Below are 18,091 nucleotides of genomic sequence, written 5' to 3'. Positions count from 1 at the left end.
GCCGCTCAGAGCATGCGTTCGAGGCCGATCAGGTCGGCGAACCAGGCATTGAAATGGCGCCAGGCGCCACCGGGTTCCTCCACCAGCTCGCGCGGCTGGCCGTCGTCCTCGGTCAGCCACACCGGCTGGCCGTCACGCAGGCGCACCTCGTAGCTGAGCGCCGGCTGCATGCCTTCCAGCGCCAGACGGCGCACGTGCTCGCTGAGCTGCTGGCTGTCTACCAGCACGCCGACCTCGGTGTTCCACAGCAGCGAGCGCGGATCGAAGTTCAGCGAACCGATAAAGCTGTAGCGGCCGTCGAGGACGATTGCCTTGCTGTGCAGGCTGGAGTCCGAGGAGCCGCTGAAGCTGTACGACCCGCTACCGCCGGAACCGCTGTCGTCGGGCTGACGGCGCAGCTCGAACAGGCGCACGCCGTGCTTCAGCAACTCGTTACGATAGGGCGCATAGCCGCCGTGTACGGCCGGCACGTCGGTGGCCTCCAGCGAGTTGGTCAGCAGGCGGATGCTCACTCCGGCGTCGGCCTGGCCGGTGAGGTAGCGCATGCCGTCCTCGGCCGGCACGAAGTAGGCGGAAAGCAGGATCAGCTCGTGTTCGACGGCTGCCAGCTTGGGCTCCAGCTGGCTGGCCAGCAGCAGCTGCGGGTCCGGCTCGCCGTCGGCCAGCACCTTGGCCGGCGCGTCCCACAGGGCCCAGCCCGGCGCCCAGATCAGCTCTCCGAGCCAACGCTGCAGCTGAGGCTCCTCGCGGTAGGCCTGCAGCCGATCGGACAGCTCCTTCTGCTCGACCCGCGCCGTGGCCAAGTAGCCGCGCAGGCGCTGGCGGGCCTTTGCCAGGTCGCGCTGATCCGGTGCCCAGCGCAGGAACTGCTGGATCGGCTTGCTCAGCGCGCTGTTCCAGTACTGGTCGAAGCTGTGCCCGAGTTGCTCGGCGACCGGGCCCACGGCCAGCAGGTCGATGTCGGTGAAGTTGCGGCTGGGTTCGGCGTCGAAGTATTCGTCGCCCAGATTGCGCCCCCCGACGATGGCCGCGCTGCCATCGGCCAGCCACAGCTTGTTGTGCATGCGCCGGTGCTGCTGACCCAGGTTGAGCGCGCGGCCTATCAGGCGGGTGACGCCGGTGGAGCGGCCCAGGTGCAGCGGGTTGAACACCCGGACCTGAATGTTGGGGTGGGCGGCGAGCAGGGCGATCTCATAGTCGCGGCCGTCGCTGCTGGTGTCGTCCAGCAGCAGGCGCACGCGCACGCCACGGTCGGCGGCGCTCAGCAGTTCGTCGAACAGGGTACGGGTGCTGAGGCCGTCGTTGACGATGTAGTACTGCAGATCAAGGCTGCCGCGGGCCGCGCGGATCAGTTCGGCGCGGGCGGCGAAGGCCTCGTCGCTGGCGGGCAGCAGGCGGAAGCCGGACTGGCCGTCGTGCTGGCCGGCGAGCTGCTGCAGCTGGCGGCCGAAGGCCGATTCGGCCGGCGACAGCGTCTGGCTGGGCTGGATGGGAACGGCACTGCCGCAGGCGCTCAATGCGAGCAGCAGGCCGAGCAACAAGGCATGGCGCAAGATGCGGCCTCCGCGTGGGTGTCGCTCCGTTTACTTGGGACGCCTGGCGTGGCGCAAAGATTCAGGTGGAATGTTCGCTCAGCAGCTGCGCCACCGTTTCGCCGACCCGGCGCACGGCCTGCTCCATGCCGGCGGCCTGGACATTGGCGAAGTTCATGCGCAGGCAGTTGCGGTACTTGCCGGCGGCGGAAAAGATGCTGCCCGGCGCCACCTGCACCTTGTGCGGCGCCAGCAGGCGGTTGAGGCGCTGGCTGTCGAAGCCCTGGGGCATCTCTACCCACAGCATGAAGCCGCCCTGGGGCTGGCTGACCCGGGTACCGGGCGGGAAATACTGGCTGACCCAGGCCGTCATCAGCTCGCGACCGCGCGCGTACTGGGCGCGCATGCGCCGCAGGTGCGGCTCGTACTGGCCGGCGGCTATGAACTCGGCCAGCGCCAGCTGCGGCAGCTGGGCACTCATGCCGGTGCTCATGTACTTCATGTGCAGCACCCGCTGCAGGTAGCGGCCCGGGGCGATCCAGCCGATGCGCAGACCCGGCGCCAGGGTCTTGGAGAAGGAGCTGCAGAGCAGTACGCGGCCGTCCTCGTCGAACGACTTGATGCTGCGCGGGCGCGGGTACTTGTAGGCCAGCTCGCCGTAGATGTCGTCCTCGATGATCGCCACGTCGTAGCGCTGCGCCAGTTCCAGCAGGGCGCGCTTGTTGGCCTCCGGCATGATGTAGCCGAGCGGGTTGTTGCAGGTCGGAGTGAGCTGGATGGCCTTGATCGGCCACTGCTCCAGGGCCATTTCCAGGGCTTCCAGACTGATCCCGGTGAGCGGATCGGTGGGCAGCTCCAGGGCCTTGAGGCCGAAGCCCTTGAGCGCCTGCATCACGCCGTGGAAGCTCGGTGAGTCCACCGCGACGATGTCGCCGGGCTGGCAGATGGCGCGGATCGCCGTGGACAGCGCCTCGTGGCAACCGGTGGTGATGACGATGTCCTCGGCCGGGATCTGGCAGCCGGAATCCAGCACCAGGCGCGCGATCTGTTCGCGCAGGCCGATGTCGCCCTCCACGCAGCCGTAGCTCAGCTCCTTCAGGCCCTGACGCCGACTCAGGCGCGACAGGCTGCGCAGCAGCGGCTTGAGGGTCGGCGCGCCGATATCGGGAATGCCGCGGCCGAGCTGGATCACATCGCCATAGGGCGGGGTGCTGACCAGCTCCAGCACCTGATCCCACTGCGACACCTCCACCGGGCGCTGCGCTGTTCGGCTGACCATCGGCAGCGCCGGCTTCTGTCTGCTCGGCGGCACGAAGTAGCCGGACTTCGGCCGCGGCTCCACCAGGCCGTCGTCCTCCAGCTGGCGGTAGGCCTGCTGCACGGTGCTGAGGCTGACACCATGCTCCTGGCTGAGAGCGCGTACCGAGGGCAGACGGTCGCCGGGGCGGTACAGGCCCTGTTCGATGCGGGTGCCGAGCAGCTCGGCCAAGTTGAGATAGAGCGTCATGACAGATGCCTTGCCCTGATTCGGGGCGAGCAATACAGATGACGGCAGAATAGACCATTCAGCTGCGCAGTCGAGCGATCTGTATGGGGCTAATAGATTATTTGTGGATCTGTATTGGCTGTATGGTCGCCGTGATCATGGTCATCCAAGGGAGAAGGCCTGGAACGGAGGGCTGACCATGCGCGAGTTCGGAGATCTGTATGTGGCGCTGCAGGAGCGGCGCGAATGTGGCGAACGCCTGCCACTGCGTGAGCTGGGGCGGCGCTGGCAGCTGCTGCTCAGGCGCCTGAGCACCCGACGGGTGTTGCTGGAGCTGGATGCCGAGCAACTGAAGGACATCGGTCTCACCGCCGAACAGGCGCGGGCCGAGGCGACCAGATCGTTCTGGAGTTTGTTGCGATAGGCTCCTAAGGGTGGCGCTACGGAGCGTAGCGACCTCCACCAGATGGCAGGTGCGCTGACAACCCTACTGTTGGCGAGTTTTGTAGGGGCGAGCTCTGCTCGCGAAGGGGCCTTGGTGGCCTGATTCGCGAGCAGAGCTCGCTCCTACTAAGTTGTGCCTGGATCAGACCAGCCCCACCGCTTCCTTCAGGCGGTACCAGGCCATGCCCAGCGCCAGCAGCGGCGAGCGCAGGTGCTTGCCGCCCGGGAAGGTCATGTGCGGCACCTTGTCGAACAGCTCGAAGCCGCCGCCCTGCTGGCCGCTGATGGCCTCGGCCAGCAGCTTGCCGGCCAGGTGGGTGGCGTTCACGCCATGGCCGGCATAGGCCTGGGCGTAGAACACATTGGGCTGGTCCTTGAGCCGGCCGATCTGCGGCAGGCGGTTGGCGCCGATGCCGATCATGCCGCCCCACTGGTAGTCGATCCTTATGTCCTTCAGATGCGGGAAGACTTCCAGCATTTTCGGTCGCATGTAGGCGGCGATATCCGCCGGGTCGCGGCCCGAGTAGTGGCAGGCGCCGCCGAACAGCAGGCGGTTGTCGGCGGACAGGCGGAAGTAGTCCACCGTCACGCGCTGGTCGCACAGGGCCATGTTCTGCGGGATCAGGTTGCGCGCCTGGGCCGGGGACAGCGGCTTGGTGGCGATCACGTAGCTGCCGGCCGGCAGCACCTTGCCGCCGATCTTGTCGTTGAGGCCATTGAGGTAGGCGTTGCAGGCCAGCACCAGGGTCTTGGCGCGGACGTGGCCGCTGGCGGTATGCACCTGCACCTCGGGACCGTAGTCGATGCGGGTGACGGCCGAGTGTTCGAACAGCTTCACGCCGAGCGAGGCCGCGGCTGCGGCTTCACCGAGGGCCAGGTTGAGTGGGTGCAGGTGGCCGGAGCCCATGTCGATCATGCCGCCGGCGTAGCGGTCGGACCCGACCACCTGGTGCATCTGATCCGGCTGCAGCAGGCGCAGCTCGTGGCGGTAGCCGAGGCTTTCCAGCTCGGCCTTGTCTTCGGCGAAACCTTCCAGGTGCGCGGGCTTGTTGGCCAGGTCGCAGTAGCCCCAGGTCAGGTCGCAGGCGATGTTGAACTGCTCGATGCGGCGGCGGACGATCTCCACCGCCTCCAGGCCCATCAGCTTCAGACTGCGCACGCCGTTCTCGCCGATCACCGACGCGAACTGCTCGACGCCGTGGCCGACGCCGCGGATCAGCTGGCCGCCGTTGCGCCCGCTGGCGCCCCAGCCGACCTGATGCGCTTCCAGCAGCACCACCGAGAAGCCCTTCTGGGCCAGCTCGATGGCGGTGTTCAGGCCGGAGAACCCGCCACCGACAATGCACACATCGGCCAGCTCCTCACCCGCCAGCGGCGGATAGGCCAGCTGCAGGTTGGCAGTGGCGGCGTAGTAGGAGGGGGCGTGCTGGTCGCTGTGCACGGCTGGCTGGTGCGGCTGGTGAACGCGGGCGTTCATGTGCGAAATCCTGAGTGATGTGTTGTTAAAATTTGACGCAGGATAAGCGCGGCCCGCGCGACTCGCCAAGAGGGGCGCGGTAAAAACTGTTTTTCCGCCGCGTCAGTCGGGTACCGGCAGGGTCAGCGATTCCTTCACCTCTTCCATGACGATGTACGACTTGGATTCGCGCACATGCGGCAGCTTGAGCAGGATGTCGCCGAGCAGCTTGCGGTAGCTGGCCATCTCGTTGATCCGCGCCTTCACCAGGTAGTCGAAGTCGCCGCTGACCAGGTGGCACTCCAGCACGTGGGGCAGCTTGAGCACGGCGCGGCGGAAGTCCTCGAAGGTGTCGCCGGACTTGTAGTCCAGGCTGATCTCGACGAACACCAGCAGGCTGGCCTTGAGCTGCTGCGGATTGAGGCGGGCGTGGTAGCCCATGATGATCCCCTCGCGCTCCAGGCGCCGCACGCGCTCGGTGCAGGGCGTGGTGGACAGGCCGACGCGCTCGCCCAGCTCGGTGAAGCTGATGCGCCCGTCCTCCTGGAGGATGCGCAGGATGTTGCGGTCGATCTTGTCCAGTTCGCGGCGGCTCTGGTGCTGGGTGCGCATGGTGGGCTCCGGTCAGGCGTGTGTGGAATAACTGAACGCGATAATTCACTGGCAGTGTGGCGCAAGTCTAGCCATATCGCCTGGGTGACTTCCTGTAAAAGTGCTCTGTGCCGCGAGCTAACGCCAAATGCCGCTTGATAAACAGTGATTATCGCTACTCAAGCCTTCCTATACTGCCGGTCATAACGCTCAGCAAAACAAACGCCTGAGGGAGGCCACAATGCGCGTTCTGGTTCTTGGCAGCGGTGTCATCGGTACCGCCAGCGCCTACTATCTGGCCCGTGCCGGTTTCGAGGTGGTGGTGGTCGACCGCCAGAACGGCCCGGCCCTGGAAACCAGCTTCGCCAACGCCGGCCAGGTCTCCCCTGGTTACGCCTCGCCCTGGGCCGCCCCGGGCGTGCCGCTGAAGGCCATCAAGTGGCTGCTGCAGAAGCACGCGCCACTGGCGATCAAGGCCACTGCCGATATCGATCAATATCTGTGGATGGCGCAGATGCTGCGCAACTGCACGGCGGCCCGCTACGCGGTGAACAAGGAGCGCATGGTGCGTCTTTCCGAGTACAGCCGCGACTGCCTCGACGAGCTGCGCGCCGAGACCGGCATCGGCTACGAAGGCCGCCAGCTCGGTACCACCCAGCTGTTCCGCACCCAGGCCCAGCTCGACAACGCCGCCAAGGACATCGCCGTGCTGCAGCAGTCCGGCGTGCCCTACGAGCTGCTCGACCGCGCCGGTATTGCCCGCGTCGAACCGGCCCTGGCCGGCGTCACCGACAAGCTAGCCGGCGCCCTGCGCCTGCCCAACGACCAGACCGGCGACTGCCAGATGTTCACCACCCAGCTGGCAGACATGGCCAAGGCGTTGGGCGTGGAATTCCGCTTCGGCTGCACTATCGAGCGTCTCGACCACGCCGGCGACCGCATCAATGGCGTGTGGATCGACGGCAAGCTGGAGACCGCCGACCGCTATGTGCTGGCCCTCGGCAGCTACAGCCCGCAGCTGCTCAAGCCGCTGGGCATCAAGGCGCCGGTGTACCCGCTCAAGGGCTACTCGCTGACCGTGCCGATCAGCAACCCGGACATGGCGCCGTCCTCGACCATCCTCGACGAGACCTACAAGGTCGCCATCACCCGCTTCGATAACCGCATCCGCGTGGGCGGCATGGCCGAGATCGCCGGTTTCGACCTGAGCCTCAATCCCGCGCGCCGTGCGACCCTGGAAATGATCACCAACGACTTGTATCCGCAGGGCGGCGATGTCAGCCAGGCGACCTTCTGGACCGGCCTGCGCCCGGCCACCCCGGACGGCACCCCGATCGTGGGCGGCACTGCCTATCGCAACCTGTTCCTCAACACCGGACACGGTACCCTTGGCTGGACCATGGCCTGCGGCTCCGGTCGCCTGCTCGCCGACCTGATGGCGAAGAAGCGCCCGCAGATCAGCGCGGAAGGCCTGGATATTTCCCGCTACGGCAACACCAAGGAGACCCACAAGCATGTCCATCCAGCGCCTGCGCATTGAGAAACGCTACAGCGACATCGTCATCCATAACGGCACCGTCTACCTGGCGGGCCAGTTGGCCGACGACTACAGCGGCGACATCGCTGAGCAGACCCGCCAGACCCTGGCCAACATCGACGGCGCGCTGGCCGAGGCCGGCAGCGACAAGTCGAAGATCCTCTCGGTGACCATCTACCTCAAGGACATGGCCGCCGACTACGCCGGCCTCAACCAGGTGTGGGATGCCTGGGTCGCCGAAGGCGCCGCTCCGGCCCGCGCCTGCGTCGAGGGCAAGCTGTACGACCCGCGCGTGCTGGTGGAGATGATGGTCGTCGCCGCGCAGAACTGAACATCCCGTTTGCCCGGCTCCCCCGCCGGGCTTTTTTTAACCGAACGAAGTAGCCGAAATGCGCCCCGCCCGTGCCCTGATCGACCTCGAAGCCCTGCGCCACAACTACCGTCTCGCCCGCGAGATCAGCGGGGCGAAAGCCCTGGCGGTGGTCAAGGCCGACGCCTACGGCCATGGCGCCACGCGCTGTGCCCAGGCGCTGGAAGTGGAGGCCGACGGCTTTGCCGTGGCCTGCATCGAGGAGGCGCTGGAGCTGCGCTACGCTGGCATCCGCAAGCCGATCCTGCTGCTCGAAGGCTTCTTCGAGGCAAGCGAGCTGAGCCTGATCGACCAGCACCAGCTGTGGTGCGTGGTGCACTCGGCCTGGCAGGTCGAGGCCATCGAGCGGGCGCGCCTGGCGCGACCGCTGCAGGTGTGGCTGAAGGTCGACTCGGGCATGCACCGGGTCGGTCTGCACCCGGCCGAGTACCGCGACGCCCATGCGCGCCTGCTGGCCAGCGACAAGGTCGAGAAGATCGTGCTGATGAGCCATTTCGCCCGCGCCGACGAGCTGGACTGCCCGCGCAGCGCCGAGCAGCTGGCGCTGTTCCACGAGGCGCGCGGCGGCCTGCAGGCCGAGATCAGTCTGCGTAACTCGCCGGCCATACTCGGCTGGCCTGACATTCCTAGCGACTGGGTGCGCCCCGGCATCATGCTCTACGGCGCCACACCCTTCGAACAGGATCAGGCCCAGGCCGCGCGGCTCAAACCGGTGATGACCCTGGAATCGAAGATCATCGCCGTGCGCGAGCTGCCGGCCGGCGAGCCGGTAGGCTACGGCGCGCGCTTCGTCAGCGAACGGTCGACCCGCGTCGGCGTGGTCGCCATGGGCTATGCCGACGGCTACCCGCGCCATGCGGCGACCGGCACGCCGGTCATGGTCGACGGCCAGGCCACCCGCCTGATCGGCCGGGTGTCGATGGACATGCTCACCGTCGACCTCACCGATCTGCCCGGCGCCGGCCTCGGCAGCCGGGTCGAACTGTGGGGCCGCAACGTCTCGGCCAGTGCCGTGGCCTATGGCTGCGGCAGCATTCCGTACCAGCTGTTCTGCAATCTCAAGCGGGTACCGAGGCTCTATTCCGCGGGCTAGCGGTCGGGCCGCGGAGCAATTGCGGCAGCAGTGTTGTAAATACTGAACACTGGCGCCATGATACGGCCACCCATATGCCTTGCTCCCAAGGAGGACCCCCGCATTGGACGTCGGTGTTCGACTGCAATCTATCCGCAAACTCAAAGGCCTTTCCCAGCGTGAACTCGCCAAGCGTGCGGGCGTCACCAACAGCACCATTTCGATGATCGAGAAGAACAGCGTGAGCCCCTCGATCAGCTCGTTGAAGAAGGTGCTCGGCGGGATTCCCATGTCGCTGGTGGAGTTCTTCTCCCTGGATATGGAGCAGGACAGCCACACCCAGGTGGTGTACCGGGCCAACGAACTGACCGACCTTTCCAGCGGTGCCGTGACGATGAAGCTGATCGGCAAGGCGCATCCCAATCGGACCATCACCTTCCTCGACGAGATCTACCCGCCGGGTACCGACACCGGTGAAGAGATGCTCAACCACGACGGCGAAGAGGCCGGCATGCTGGTGGACGGGCGTCTCGAACTGACCGTCGGCGCCGAAGTATTTGTCCTCGAGCCGGGCGACAGCTACTACTTCGACAGCACCAAGCCGCATCGCTTCCGTAATCCGTTCGACCGGCCGGCTCGGCTGATCAGTGCGACAACCCCGGCTAACTTCTAAAAGAGCGGGCAATGCCCCTGCGACAAGTTGGGTTGTTCCGGCCGACAGGCCTAACCGTTATACTGCGCCCGCTCGCGAAACCGTGGCCGCGAGCGTGTCTAGCCAATGAGGGTGTACCGTGAACCTGATCAAGAAAATGCTGGCGGCCCAAGCTGCCGTATTGGCCCTGTGGGCTGTGAGCGCTCAGGCTGCGACCAACGACGAGATCGCCGAGCGCATCAAGCCGGTCGGCGAGGTCTGCATCCAGGGTGAAGAATGCAAGGGCGTCGGCGCCGTAGCCGTGTCCGCCGGCGGTGGCGCCAAGTCGCCCGACGACGTGATCGCCGCCCACTGTGGCGCCTGCCACAACGCCGGCGTGCTGGGTGCTCCGAAGGCTGGCGACACCGCCGCCTGGAAGGCCCGCGCCGACAAGGAAGGTGGTCTCGATGGCCTGCTGGCCAAGGCCATCTCCGGCATCAATGCGATGCCGCCGAAAGGCACCTGCGCCACCTGCTCGGACGACGAGCTGAAAGGCGCGATCCAGAAGATGTCCGGCCTGTAAGGCCTGCGACAGCGAGAAAAAAGCCGCCTACGGGCGGCTTTTTTTGTGGCCTGCCATCCCTGGCGGCCACCTTGCAGGCCGTCGCCAGGGCGACGTCAAAAATGGCTCCAGGCCATTTTTTTACGCTTGCACTCTGCGGCTTATTGTCGCAGTCGACCTAGCAGGCGTCCCAGCAGGCCGGCGCCGTTGCGTTGTTTGAGCAACTGCTCGGCCAGCTCGCGAGCGCCGGCCACCTCGGCGTCGACCGCCTTCTGCAGCCAGCTCAGGCCTTCTTCCTGGGTGGCCTCCTCGTCCAGCAGCAGTTCGGCCAGATCCAGATAGGCGTTCTCGCACTCGCGCTCGCTGGCGCTGCGCAGATACTCCAACGCCTTGTGCGGATTGGCCGGCATGCCCAGGCCGTGCAGGTGCAGGCGGCCCAGCCGCCAGTCGGCGTAGGCGTCGCCACGGGCGGATGCATGCAGATAGTAGCGCTGGGCCTGGGCATAGTCCTCGCGCTGCTCGTACAGCCAGCCCAGGCAGCTGGCGCTCTCGTCCTTGTCGCCGTGGCGCCAGGCCGCCAGATAGTGCTCCAGGGTCAGGTCGAGGTCGCCCAATTCCGGCTGGTGGTCGAGCAGCAGCGCGGCCAGCTCCAGGTGCGCCGGGCGATGACCGCGCTCGGTGGCCAGCAGGAAGTAGTCGCGCGCCTTGACCAGGTCCGCCTCGGCGCCCTGGCCGTGCTGGTAGCAGTAGCCCAGGTTGCGGGCGGCCAGCGCCGAGCCGGCGTCAGAGGCGCGGTGGAAGTAGGCGAGGGCGCCGCGGTCATCCTGGTCGGCGTTCTGCAGCAGGCAGCCCAGGTCGTTGAGGGCGTCGTCGTTGCCCAGCTCGACGGCGCGTAGCAGTAGCGGGCGGGCCGTGGCGTAGTCCCCGGCCTCGTAGGCCGCCAGGCCGCGGCGGTGGCAGTCCAGCGCCTGCCAGAGATCGCCGGCGCTGGCTTGCAGGCAGGCCTGCTGCATGTCGTCGAGGCCGAACTGGGCGTAGCGGTCGACGGTCTCCAGGGCACGTTCGGCGGCCAGTGGCAGGCACTCGCCGTCGGACTGCAGGGCCCAGGTGCGGCCGTCGTGGAACACCAGGGCCAGTTCGCCATCGCGGACGAAGCGGTATTCGGCGCGGGCCTGGTCGAAGGGCTGGCGCAGCCATTCGCCGCCGGTGTCGAGAATGCCCCAGCGGCCCTCCAGGCAGGCGTTGAAGTAGCGCTGGTTGAGATGCTCAAGGCGCTCGAAGCGCGGCTCGACCACCCAGCCGGGCCGCGCGCCCCCGCGGTACAGGCCCCAGCCGCGCTCGTCCTGCACCGTGCAATAGCTGGTGCCGTCGTCTTCGCGGCTGGTGTTTTCCTGCGGCACCAGGCGGGCATGGGCGCAGGGCAGCAGCCATTGCCGGTCGCTGTGGCGGTAGAGGCCGTACAGGCGCTGGTCGCGCACCAGCCAGGCCTGCAGGTCGTGCTGGTACTTGAGCGACTGGTACTCGCCGGGCAGCAGCGGCTGGCCGAGTTCGTCGAGGGCGCGATACAGCCATTGCTTGCCGTCGCGGCGGCGGATGACATAGGCGTTATGCGCCTCGTCCAGGTAGGCGATGTCCACCTTGTCCAGGCCGATGGCACCGAGGGCGTGAAAGCGCCGGGTGAACAGCTGCTGCGGGCCCTTCTCCGGCTTGGCGGCATAGCAGCTGCCATGGGCCTGGATCTGCCGGTACTGGGCCGGCAGCAGCCAGTTGCCGGCCGGGTCGATCACGCCCCATATCTCGCCCTGTTGCACGCTCCAGCAGGTGCCGTCGTGGTCCAGCGGCTCGCCGCCGTCGAACTGGCACGGCACGGTGACCTGGCCCTGGCGATCGATCAGGCCGAACTTGCCGCCCTCGGCGATCAGCGCATGGGCGCCGCTGAAGTCGTAGGCATCCTCGAACTGGCAGGCGATGACTTCCCGGCCCTGGCGGTCGACGTAGCCGAAGCGTCCGCCCTGCTGCACGCAGGCCAGGCCGCTGTCCCAGTCGAATTCGTAGAAGGCCTGGTAGCGCGGCGCGATCAGCACCTGGCCATTGGCACCGCGCAGGCCGAACAGCTCGTTCTCGCAGAAGATCTGCGGCTCGTCCTCGTCGCGATGCGGCAGCAGCGAGCCGAGCGGCGCCCAGCCGTAGTCGTAGTTGGCCAGGTTGAGCAGGGTGCGGAAGCTGCCGGCCGCCCAGGGCGCGTCGACGCCCGGGCAGGCGTCGAGCAGCAGCGGGTTGTCGTTGGCGATGGCCTCGCGGATGCAGGCGTTGGCCCGCTCGATCTCGTCGAGCAGCGCCTCGGCCTGGGCGCGGCGGTCCTCATCGCTCATGTTGAACACGTCCCAGGCGTCCAGGTGGAACCAGGCATGGCCGGCCTGTTCGTCGAGCAACTGGAATATCTTGCGCCGCGCCTCGCGGAAGGCCTCGACGTCGGTCAGCAGTTGGCCGGCATGCCGCTCGATGAAGTCGTAGAAGGCGCGCAGCGCGGCGATACCGCCGGGCGCCTCGGCGTACAGGCCCTCCTCGCTACCCGGGTCGTTGTAGCAGTTGCGCCCAACGAAGGGCGCCTGGGCGAACAGCGGCTGCAGCAGCAGGGGCAGCTCGTAGCCCCATTCCATCAGTGGCAGGCAGGCGTCCGCGCTGCTGCCGATCTCGGCCTTGTTGTACAGGTACATGCGGTGGGACACGGCGCGCTTCCTTGCGATACGACGGAAGCCCGCAGTCTAGCCAAGCCGCCCAGTGGCGACTGTGCGCGCGGTCAGCGCTTGAGCATCGCGCGCATGTTGGCCAGGGCGTCGTTGCCGCGGGCCGCCTTGACCTCCACCGGGGTGTCTTCCTGGCCTTCCCAGACCAGGTCTTCGGGCGGCAATTCGTCGAGGAAGCGGCTCGGCGTGCAGTCGATGATCTCGCCGTACTGCTTGCGCTTGGCGGCGAAGGTCAATGCCAGGTTGCGCTTGGCGCGGGTGATGCCGACGTAGGCCAGGCGCCGCTCTTCCTCGATGGTGTCGGCCTCGATGCTGGAGCGGTGCGGGAGGATCTCCTCCTCGAAGCCGATGATGTACACCGAGGGGAACTCCAGGCCCTTGGAGGCGTGCATGGTCATCATCTGCACGCCTTCGGCGCCTTCTTCCTCTTCCTGCTGGCGCTCCAGCATGTCGCGCAGCACCAGCTTGCCGATGGCGTCCTCGACGGTCATGTCGCCGTCTTCGTCCTTGTCCAGGGTGTTCTTCAGCGCCTCGACGAGGAACCAGACGTTGCCCATGCGCGCCTCGGCGACCTTGTCGCTGGAGGCGTTCTGGCGTAGCCAGCTCTCGTAGTCGATGTCCATCACCATGCTGCGGATGGCGCCGATCGGGTCGTTGCCGGCGCACTGCTCGCGGATCTTGTCCATGTAGCGTTTGAAGCGGGACAGACGCTCGGTATAGCGGCTGTCCAGGTGCTCGGCCAGGCCCAGCTCGTCGCTGGCGGTGTACATGCTGATCTTGCGCTCGCTGGCGTAGTTGCCGAGCTTCTCCAGGGTGGTCGAGCCGATCTCCCGGCGCGGCACGTTGATCACCCGCAGGTAGGCGTTGTCGTCGTCCGGGTTGACCAGCAGGCGGAAGTAGCTCATCAGGTCCTTCACCTCCTGGCGGGCGAAGAAGCTGGTGCCGCCGGACAGGCGATAGGGAATCTGGTGGTGCTGCAGTTTCAGCTCCATCAGCTTGGCCTGGTAGTTGCCGCGGTAGAGGATGGCGAAGTCGCTGTACGGGCGCTCGGTACGCAGGTGCTCGGTGAGGATTTCCAGAGCCACCCGCTCGCACTCGGCGTCTTCGTTGCGGGTGCGGATCACGCGGATCTCGTCGCCCATGCCCATCTCGCTCCACAGCTGCTTCTCGAAGGCGTGCGGGTTGTTGGCGATCAGGGTGTTGGCACATTTGAGGATGCGGCTGGTGGAGCGGTAGTTCTGCTCCAGCATCACCACCTTCAGCGACGGGTAGTCCTCCTTCAGCAGCATCAGGTTTTCCGGGCGCGCGCCGCGCCAGGCGTAGATCGACTGGTCGTCGTCGCCGACCACGGTGATCTGGTTGCGCATGCCCACCAGCAGCTTCACCAGCAGGTACTGGCTGGAGTTGGTGTCTTGGTACTCGTCCACCAGCAGGTAGCGGATGCGGTTCTGCCACTTCTCCAGGATGTCCTTGTGCTCCTGGAACAGCTTCACCGGCAGCAGGATCAGGTCGTTGAAGTCCACCGCGTTGTACGCCTTGAGCGTGCGCTGGTAGTGCAGGTAGACGACGGCGGCGGTCTGCTCCTTGGGGTTGCGGGCATTGGCCAGGGCCTGGTCCGGCAGGATCAGGTCGTTCTTCCAGCTGTCGATGTAGTTCTTGACCTCGTCGGCGCCGTCATCGCCGGCGTATTCCTTCTGCATGATGTCGGTCAGCAGGGCCTTGATGTCGCCGTCGTCGAAGATCGAGAAGCCCGGCTTGTAGCCCAGCGCCGCGTATTCCTTGCGGATGATGTTCATGCCCAGGTTGTGGAAGGTCGACACGGTCAGGCCGCGGGCCTCGGCGCCCTTGAGCAGGGTGCCGACGCGCTCCTTCATCTCGCGCGCGGCCTTGTTGGTGAAGGTCATGGCGACGATGTGGCGGGCCTGGATGCCGCAGTGCTGCACCAGGTGGGCGATCTTGCGGGTGATCACGCTGGTCTTGCCGGAGCCGGCGCCGGCGAGCACCAGAAGAGGGCCGCCGACGTAGTTCACGGCTTCCTGCTGCCGAGGGTTGAGTCGGGACATGGAGGACTGTTCGGTCTGCAAAAAAGAGGCGGCATTCTAGCAGTCGCCAGGCGACGGCGGGACGAGTGCAGACAGCCGCCGGGCAGGCAGAGTTCCGCATAAAAAGCTTAAGGATTGTGGGCTAAGTCACTATTTTTTAAGATCATGTACGGTTGTACCACTCGCCCCCGGTTGCCGCTGCTATGTCTTTCCGGGAGGATGCGCAGAAATCTGCACAGGACGGCAGAAAGAGAACGCCGAAAAACGGTGCACGCAGACGGGGTAAGTCTGTCTCGCTTGACCTTGGGGAGGTCATTTGTCCGCGCTCGTCGAACCCATGCGCTTGGTCCTGCTCGCCGAAAGGCCGGAGTGGGCGGCGTTGCTGCGCGCGCGGCTCGAAGTCATTGCCGGGGCCTACCCGCTGATCACCGCGCCTTCCTGGGAAGCCGCCAGCAGCCTGTTCGACGACGGCGGCTGCGGCCTGCTGCTGACCACCCCCGCCTGTCGCCCGGCTCCCGGCCGCTGCTCGCTGCCCACCGTGCTGCTGCTCGACGAGGAGCCTAGCGAGGCGCCGGCCGATGTCTACGACTGGCTGGTGCGCGGCAGCCTCAGTGTCGATCTGCTGCGCCGTTGCCTGCGCTACGCCGGCGAGCGCTCGCGCCTGCAGAACACCCTGCAGGGCCTGGCCGAGCAGGACCCGCTGACCGGCATCGCCAACCGCCAGGGCTTCCAGACCCTGCTGGCGGCGCGCCTGGCGGAATACCAGGGGCGCGGCCTGACACTCGGCCACCTGGACCTGGACAACTTCAAGCATGTCAACGACGCCCTCGGCTACCAGGCCGGCGATCGCCTGATCCTGCAGGTGGTGGCGCGGCTCAAGGCCCAGCTGGAGGCCGGTGACGCCCTGGCGCGCCTGGGCAGCGACGAATTCGCCCTGCTGGTCGATACCCGCCGCGACCCGGCCCGCGCCGAACGCCTGGCCGAACGCATCACCGAGGCGCTGTCCGAGCCCTACTGGGTCGACGGCGAGAGCCTGCTGCTCGGCTGCAGCCTGGGCCTGGCCCATGCCCGCGCCGACGCCGGTGCCGACCCGCTGATGTGGCACGCGCATATCGCCATGCAGCAGGCCAAGGCGGCCCAGGGCTGCACCCATCATCTGTACGACGAACGCATCCACCGCGGCGCGCGCAGCATGGCCGACCTGGAGGCCGAGCTGCGCCGCGCCCTGCGCCGCGACGAGCTGGAGCTGCACTACCAGCCGCGCCTGTGCCTGCAGAGCGGGCGCATCGTCGGCCTCGAGGCGCTGGTGCGCTGGCGTCACGCCGAGCGCGGCCTGCTCGGCCCGGACGAATTCGTGCCGCTGGCCGAGGAGAGCGGGCTGATCGTGCCGCTCGGCTACTGGGTGATCTCCCGCGCCCTGCGCGACATGCAGTGGCTGCGCGGGCGCGGCCTGCCGGCGCTGCACATGGCGGTCAACCTGTCGTTCCGCCAGTTCCAGGACAGCCAGCTGCTGTCGACCCTCAGTCGCCTGATCGAAGAGCGCGGCGTGGACGCCCAGTGGCTGGAGTTCGAGCTGACCGAAACTGCCGTGATGCGCCGCAGCGAGCAGGTGCAGCAGACCATGCAGGCCCTCGGCCGCCTCGGCGTGCGCTTCTCGCTGGACGACTTCGGCACCGGCTTCTCGTCCTTCGTGCACCTCAACAATCTGCCGATCACATTGCTGAAGATCGACAAGAGCTTCGTCGGCGGCATGGGCGAGCGCGCGGAGAATCGCCAGCTGGTGCGGGCCATGATCAACCTGGCACACAACCTCCATCTGGAAGTGGTGGCCGAGGGCGTGGAGAACGCCGAACAACTGGCCCTGCTGCGCCAGTTCGGCTGCGACCAGGTGCAGGGCTATCTGATCAGCAAGCCGCTGCCGCTGGCCGACCTGGCGCGCTTCCTGGTGTTCGGCATGCGCCAGCCGCTGCTGAGCGGGCTGCCGTCTTAGGCTGCGGCGTCGCGCGTTGCACCATTCCCTCTCCCCCGGGAGAGGGCTAGGGTGAGGGACTGAGCCGGCAGCTCTCACCTCGACGCGGGCTGCCCATTTCCTCTCCCGGATGGCATCCGGGCTACGACAGACAGGCCTCTACCGCTACCGACTGCGGCCGCAGCATACGGCCCATCTTCCATTCGAAGCCCAGGGTCAGCCCCACCGCCGCACAGGCCAGGCCACCAGCCAGACCCCACCATACGCCCTCGGCGCCCCAGCCCAGCGGGAAGGCCAGCGCCCAGGCCAGCGGAATGCCGATCACCCAGTAGCAGCCGATGCCCACCAGCAGGGTGGTCTTGCCGTCCTTGAGGCCGCGGATCGCGCCCATGGCGATGGTCTGGATGCCGTCGAACAGCTCGAATACCGCGGCCACCGCCAGCAGGCTCACGGCCATGGCCACCACGGCGGCGAACTGCGGGTCGTGGCGGTCGAGGAACAGGCCCACCACCTGCTCCGGCAGCAGCCAGAACAGCAGGGCGAAGCCGAGCATCAGCACGGCGCCACTGCCGATGCCCAGGCGTCCGGCCCGGCGCGCCTCGAGCAGGCGTCCGGCGCCATAGTGCTGGCCGATGCGGAAAGTGGTGGCGTAGGAAATGCCTACCGGCACCATGAACGCCACGTACACCGACATGATCGCCACCTGGTGCGCGGCTAGCGCGTGGCTGCCGATGGCGCCCATGCACAGGGCGGCGAAGGCGAACATGCCGGATTCCACCGCATAGGTGCCGCCGATCGGCAGGCCCAGGCGCAGCAGTTCCTTCAGCTCGGCCAGGCGCGGTTGCAGCAAGCCCTGGCGCAGCGGGTAGGCGGCGTAGGCCGGATGACGCAGCAGATGAATGAACAGCAGCAGGGTCATCACGTTGGCCACCACCGCAGTGACCAGACCGATGCCGGCCAGGCCGAGCTTGGGCAGGCCGAACCAGCCGTGAATCAGCACGTAGTTGAGAGCGAAGTTGGCCAGCGCGCCGCCGATGCTGATGGCCATCACCGGCCCCGGCCGGCCGATGGCCGCCGGGAAGCCGCGCAGGGCCATGAAGCCGAGGTAGCCGGGCAGGGCGAACACCAGGGTGGAGAGGAACTGCATGGCGCCTTCGATGTTGTGGGCTTCCTGACCGAACTGGGCCAGCAGCGGGCCGAGGTTCCACAGCAGCAGGCCACACGCCAGGGCCAGACCCCAGGCCAGCCACAGACCGTTCTGCGCCAGGCGGGTGACCCCGGCGGTGTCGCCGGCACCGTGGCGGATGGCGATCAGGTTGCCCACCGCGGCCAGCACGCCGACACAGAAGATCGAGATGAACGAGTAGCTGGCCGCGCCCAGGCCGCCGGCGGCCAGTTCCGCTGGGCCCAGCTTGCCCATCATCAGGGTGTCGGTGAATACCATCAGCACATGAGCCAGCTGCGCGGCGATCAGCGGGCCGGCGAGGCGGAAGAGGGCGATGAGTTCATTGCGGACGGCGTGCGGCATGATGAGTCTGGCTCAGTAAAAGGGCTTGTCCGCTAGAATCGGGCGAGCCGAGAATGCTGCCATTCTCCGGAGCCAGCCGCCGTCGCACAAAGGGAAAAAAGCGATGCCTGGCATGACTAATACT

The 18,091-nt window shown here is 67.0% G+C and carries 14 protein-coding genes; 7 read left to right on the top strand and 7 right to left on the bottom strand.

Annotated features, from left to right (window positions below):
* Positions 1 to 5: 5 nt before the first annotated feature.
* Both N7607_RS06615 and N7607_RS06610 read right to left on the bottom strand, forming a co-directional pair.
* Complete coding sequence (locus N7607_RS06615; protein ID WP_279864857.1) at positions 6 to 1,517, bottom strand: phospholipase D family protein; 1,512 nt, start codon at positions 1,515 to 1,517, stop codon at positions 6 to 8.
* 97 nt (positions 1,518 to 1,614) lie between these two features.
* Positions 1,615 to 3,039 carry a PLP-dependent aminotransferase family protein gene (locus N7607_RS06610; protein ID WP_279864648.1) on the bottom strand — a complete coding sequence of 475 codons (1,425 nt, stop codon included), beginning with the start codon at positions 3,037 to 3,039 and terminating at the stop codon, positions 1,615 to 1,617.
* 178 nt (positions 3,040 to 3,217) lie between these two features.
* Here N7607_RS06610 and N7607_RS06605 point away from each other — a divergent pair, with 178 nt between their 5' ends.
* Positions 3,218 to 3,442 (top strand): DUF1127 domain-containing protein, encoded by a 225-nt coding sequence (locus tag N7607_RS06605; protein WP_279864649.1) that lies wholly within the window; start codon positions 3,218 to 3,220, stop codon positions 3,440 to 3,442.
* Positions 3,443 to 3,604: 162 nt separating this feature from the next.
* Here the strand turns inward: N7607_RS06605 and N7607_RS06600 are convergent, their stop codons facing one another.
* Both N7607_RS06600 and dadR read right to left on the bottom strand, forming a co-directional pair.
* Complete coding sequence (locus N7607_RS06600; protein ID WP_279864651.1) at positions 3,605 to 4,939, bottom strand: FAD-binding oxidoreductase; 1,335 nt, start codon at positions 4,937 to 4,939, stop codon at positions 3,605 to 3,607.
* Between the two features lie 102 nt (positions 4,940 to 5,041).
* Positions 5,042 to 5,530, bottom strand: coding sequence for a transcriptional regulator DadR (dadR, locus tag N7607_RS06595; RefSeq protein ID WP_137974605.1), 489 nt, complete (start codon positions 5,528 to 5,530; stop codon positions 5,042 to 5,044).
* Between the two features lie 220 nt (positions 5,531 to 5,750).
* On the opposite strand from dadR, the gene dadA reads away from it, so the two are divergent.
* The 5 genes from dadA to N7607_RS06570 all read left to right on the top strand — a co-directional run bounded on the left by dadA (position 5,751) and on the right by N7607_RS06570 (position 9,702).
* Positions 5,751 to 7,049, top strand: a complete 1,299-nt coding sequence (dadA, locus tag N7607_RS06590) for a D-amino acid dehydrogenase (RefSeq protein WP_279864652.1) — start codon at positions 5,751 to 5,753, stop codon at positions 7,047 to 7,049.
* The gene (locus N7607_RS06585; protein WP_279864653.1) at positions 7,024 to 7,377 is read left to right on the top strand and encodes a RidA family protein; all 354 of its coding nucleotides are present in this window, start codon (positions 7,024 to 7,026) and stop codon (positions 7,375 to 7,377) included. Before dadA ends, N7607_RS06585 begins: the two co-directional genes overlap by 26 nt.
* 58 nt (positions 7,378 to 7,435) lie before the next feature.
* Positions 7,436 to 8,509 carry an alanine racemase gene (gene alr, locus N7607_RS06580; protein WP_279864655.1) on the top strand — a complete coding sequence of 358 codons (1,074 nt, stop codon included), beginning with the start codon at positions 7,436 to 7,438 and terminating at the stop codon, positions 8,507 to 8,509.
* Positions 8,510 to 8,612: 103 nt separating this feature from the next.
* Positions 8,613 to 9,161: a cupin domain-containing protein gene (locus N7607_RS06575; RefSeq protein WP_137974609.1), complete on the top strand. Its 549-nt coding sequence runs from the start codon at positions 8,613 to 8,615 to the stop codon at positions 9,159 to 9,161.
* A gap of 118 nt (positions 9,162 to 9,279) precedes the next feature.
* On the top strand, positions 9,280 to 9,702 hold the full coding sequence (locus N7607_RS06570; RefSeq protein WP_279864656.1) for a c-type cytochrome: 423 nt from the start codon (positions 9,280 to 9,282) through the stop codon (positions 9,700 to 9,702).
* A 140-nt stretch (positions 9,703 to 9,842) separates the two neighbouring features.
* Here N7607_RS06570 and N7607_RS06565 read toward each other — a convergent pair whose 3' ends face one another.
* Complete coding sequence (locus N7607_RS06565) at positions 9,843 to 12,410, bottom strand: WG repeat-containing protein (protein WP_279864657.1); 2,568 nt, start codon at positions 12,408 to 12,410, stop codon at positions 9,843 to 9,845.
* Positions 12,411 to 12,481: 71 nt separating this feature from the next.
* The gene (gene rep, locus N7607_RS06560; RefSeq protein WP_137974612.1) at positions 12,482 to 14,491 is read right to left on the bottom strand and encodes a DNA helicase Rep; all 2,010 of its coding nucleotides are present in this window, start codon (positions 14,489 to 14,491) and stop codon (positions 12,482 to 12,484) included.
* Positions 14,492 to 14,786: 295 nt separating this feature from the next.
* Between rep and N7607_RS06555 the strand changes: the two genes are divergently transcribed.
* Positions 14,787 to 16,460, top strand: a complete 1,674-nt coding sequence (locus N7607_RS06555; protein WP_279864659.1) for a bifunctional diguanylate cyclase/phosphodiesterase — start codon at positions 14,787 to 14,789, stop codon at positions 16,458 to 16,460.
* Positions 16,461 to 16,581: 121 nt separating this feature from the next.
* Here the strand turns inward: N7607_RS06555 and N7607_RS06550 are convergent, their stop codons facing one another.
* The gene (locus N7607_RS06550) at positions 16,582 to 17,967 is read right to left on the bottom strand and encodes a NorM family multidrug efflux MATE transporter (protein ID WP_279864660.1); all 1,386 of its coding nucleotides are present in this window, start codon (positions 17,965 to 17,967) and stop codon (positions 16,582 to 16,584) included.
* Positions 17,968 to 18,091: the final 124 nt, after the last annotated feature.

The sequence above is a fragment of the Pseudomonas sp. GD04019 genome, assembly GCF_029837695.1.
Lineage (GTDB): Bacteria > Pseudomonadota > Gammaproteobacteria > Pseudomonadales > Pseudomonadaceae > Aquipseudomonas.
Note: the sequence above shows the minus strand (reverse complement) of the source record. Positions and strands in the feature narration are given on the sequence as shown.

Excerpts from the sequence above, each read along its gene's own strand:
- N7607_RS06610 (WP_279864648.1), bottom strand. The coding sequence starts at position 3,039 with ATGACGCTCTATCTCAACTTGGCCGAGCTGCTCGGCACCCGCATCGAA.
- N7607_RS06605 (WP_279864649.1), top strand. The coding sequence starts at position 3,218 with ATGCGCGAGTTCGGAGATCTGTATGTGGCGCTGCAGGAGCGGCGCGAA.
- N7607_RS06600 (WP_279864651.1), bottom strand. The coding sequence starts at position 4,939 with ATGAACGCCCGCGTTCACCAGCCGCACCAGCCAGCCGTGCACAGCGAC.
- dadR (WP_137974605.1), bottom strand. The coding sequence starts at position 5,530 with ATGCGCACCCAGCACCAGAGCCGCCGCGAACTGGACAAGATCGACCGC.
- dadA (WP_279864652.1), top strand. The coding sequence starts at position 5,751 with ATGCGCGTTCTGGTTCTTGGCAGCGGTGTCATCGGTACCGCCAGCGCC.
- N7607_RS06585 (WP_279864653.1), top strand. The coding sequence starts at position 7,024 with ATGTCCATCCAGCGCCTGCGCATTGAGAAACGCTACAGCGACATCGTC.
- alr (WP_279864655.1), top strand. The coding sequence starts at position 7,436 with ATGCGCCCCGCCCGTGCCCTGATCGACCTCGAAGCCCTGCGCCACAAC.
- rep (WP_137974612.1), bottom strand. The coding sequence starts at position 14,491 with ATGTCCCGACTCAACCCTCGGCAGCAGGAAGCCGTGAACTACGTCGGC.
- N7607_RS06550 (WP_279864660.1), bottom strand. The coding sequence starts at position 17,967 with ATGCCGCACGCCGTCCGCAATGAACTCATCGCCCTCTTCCGCCTCGCC.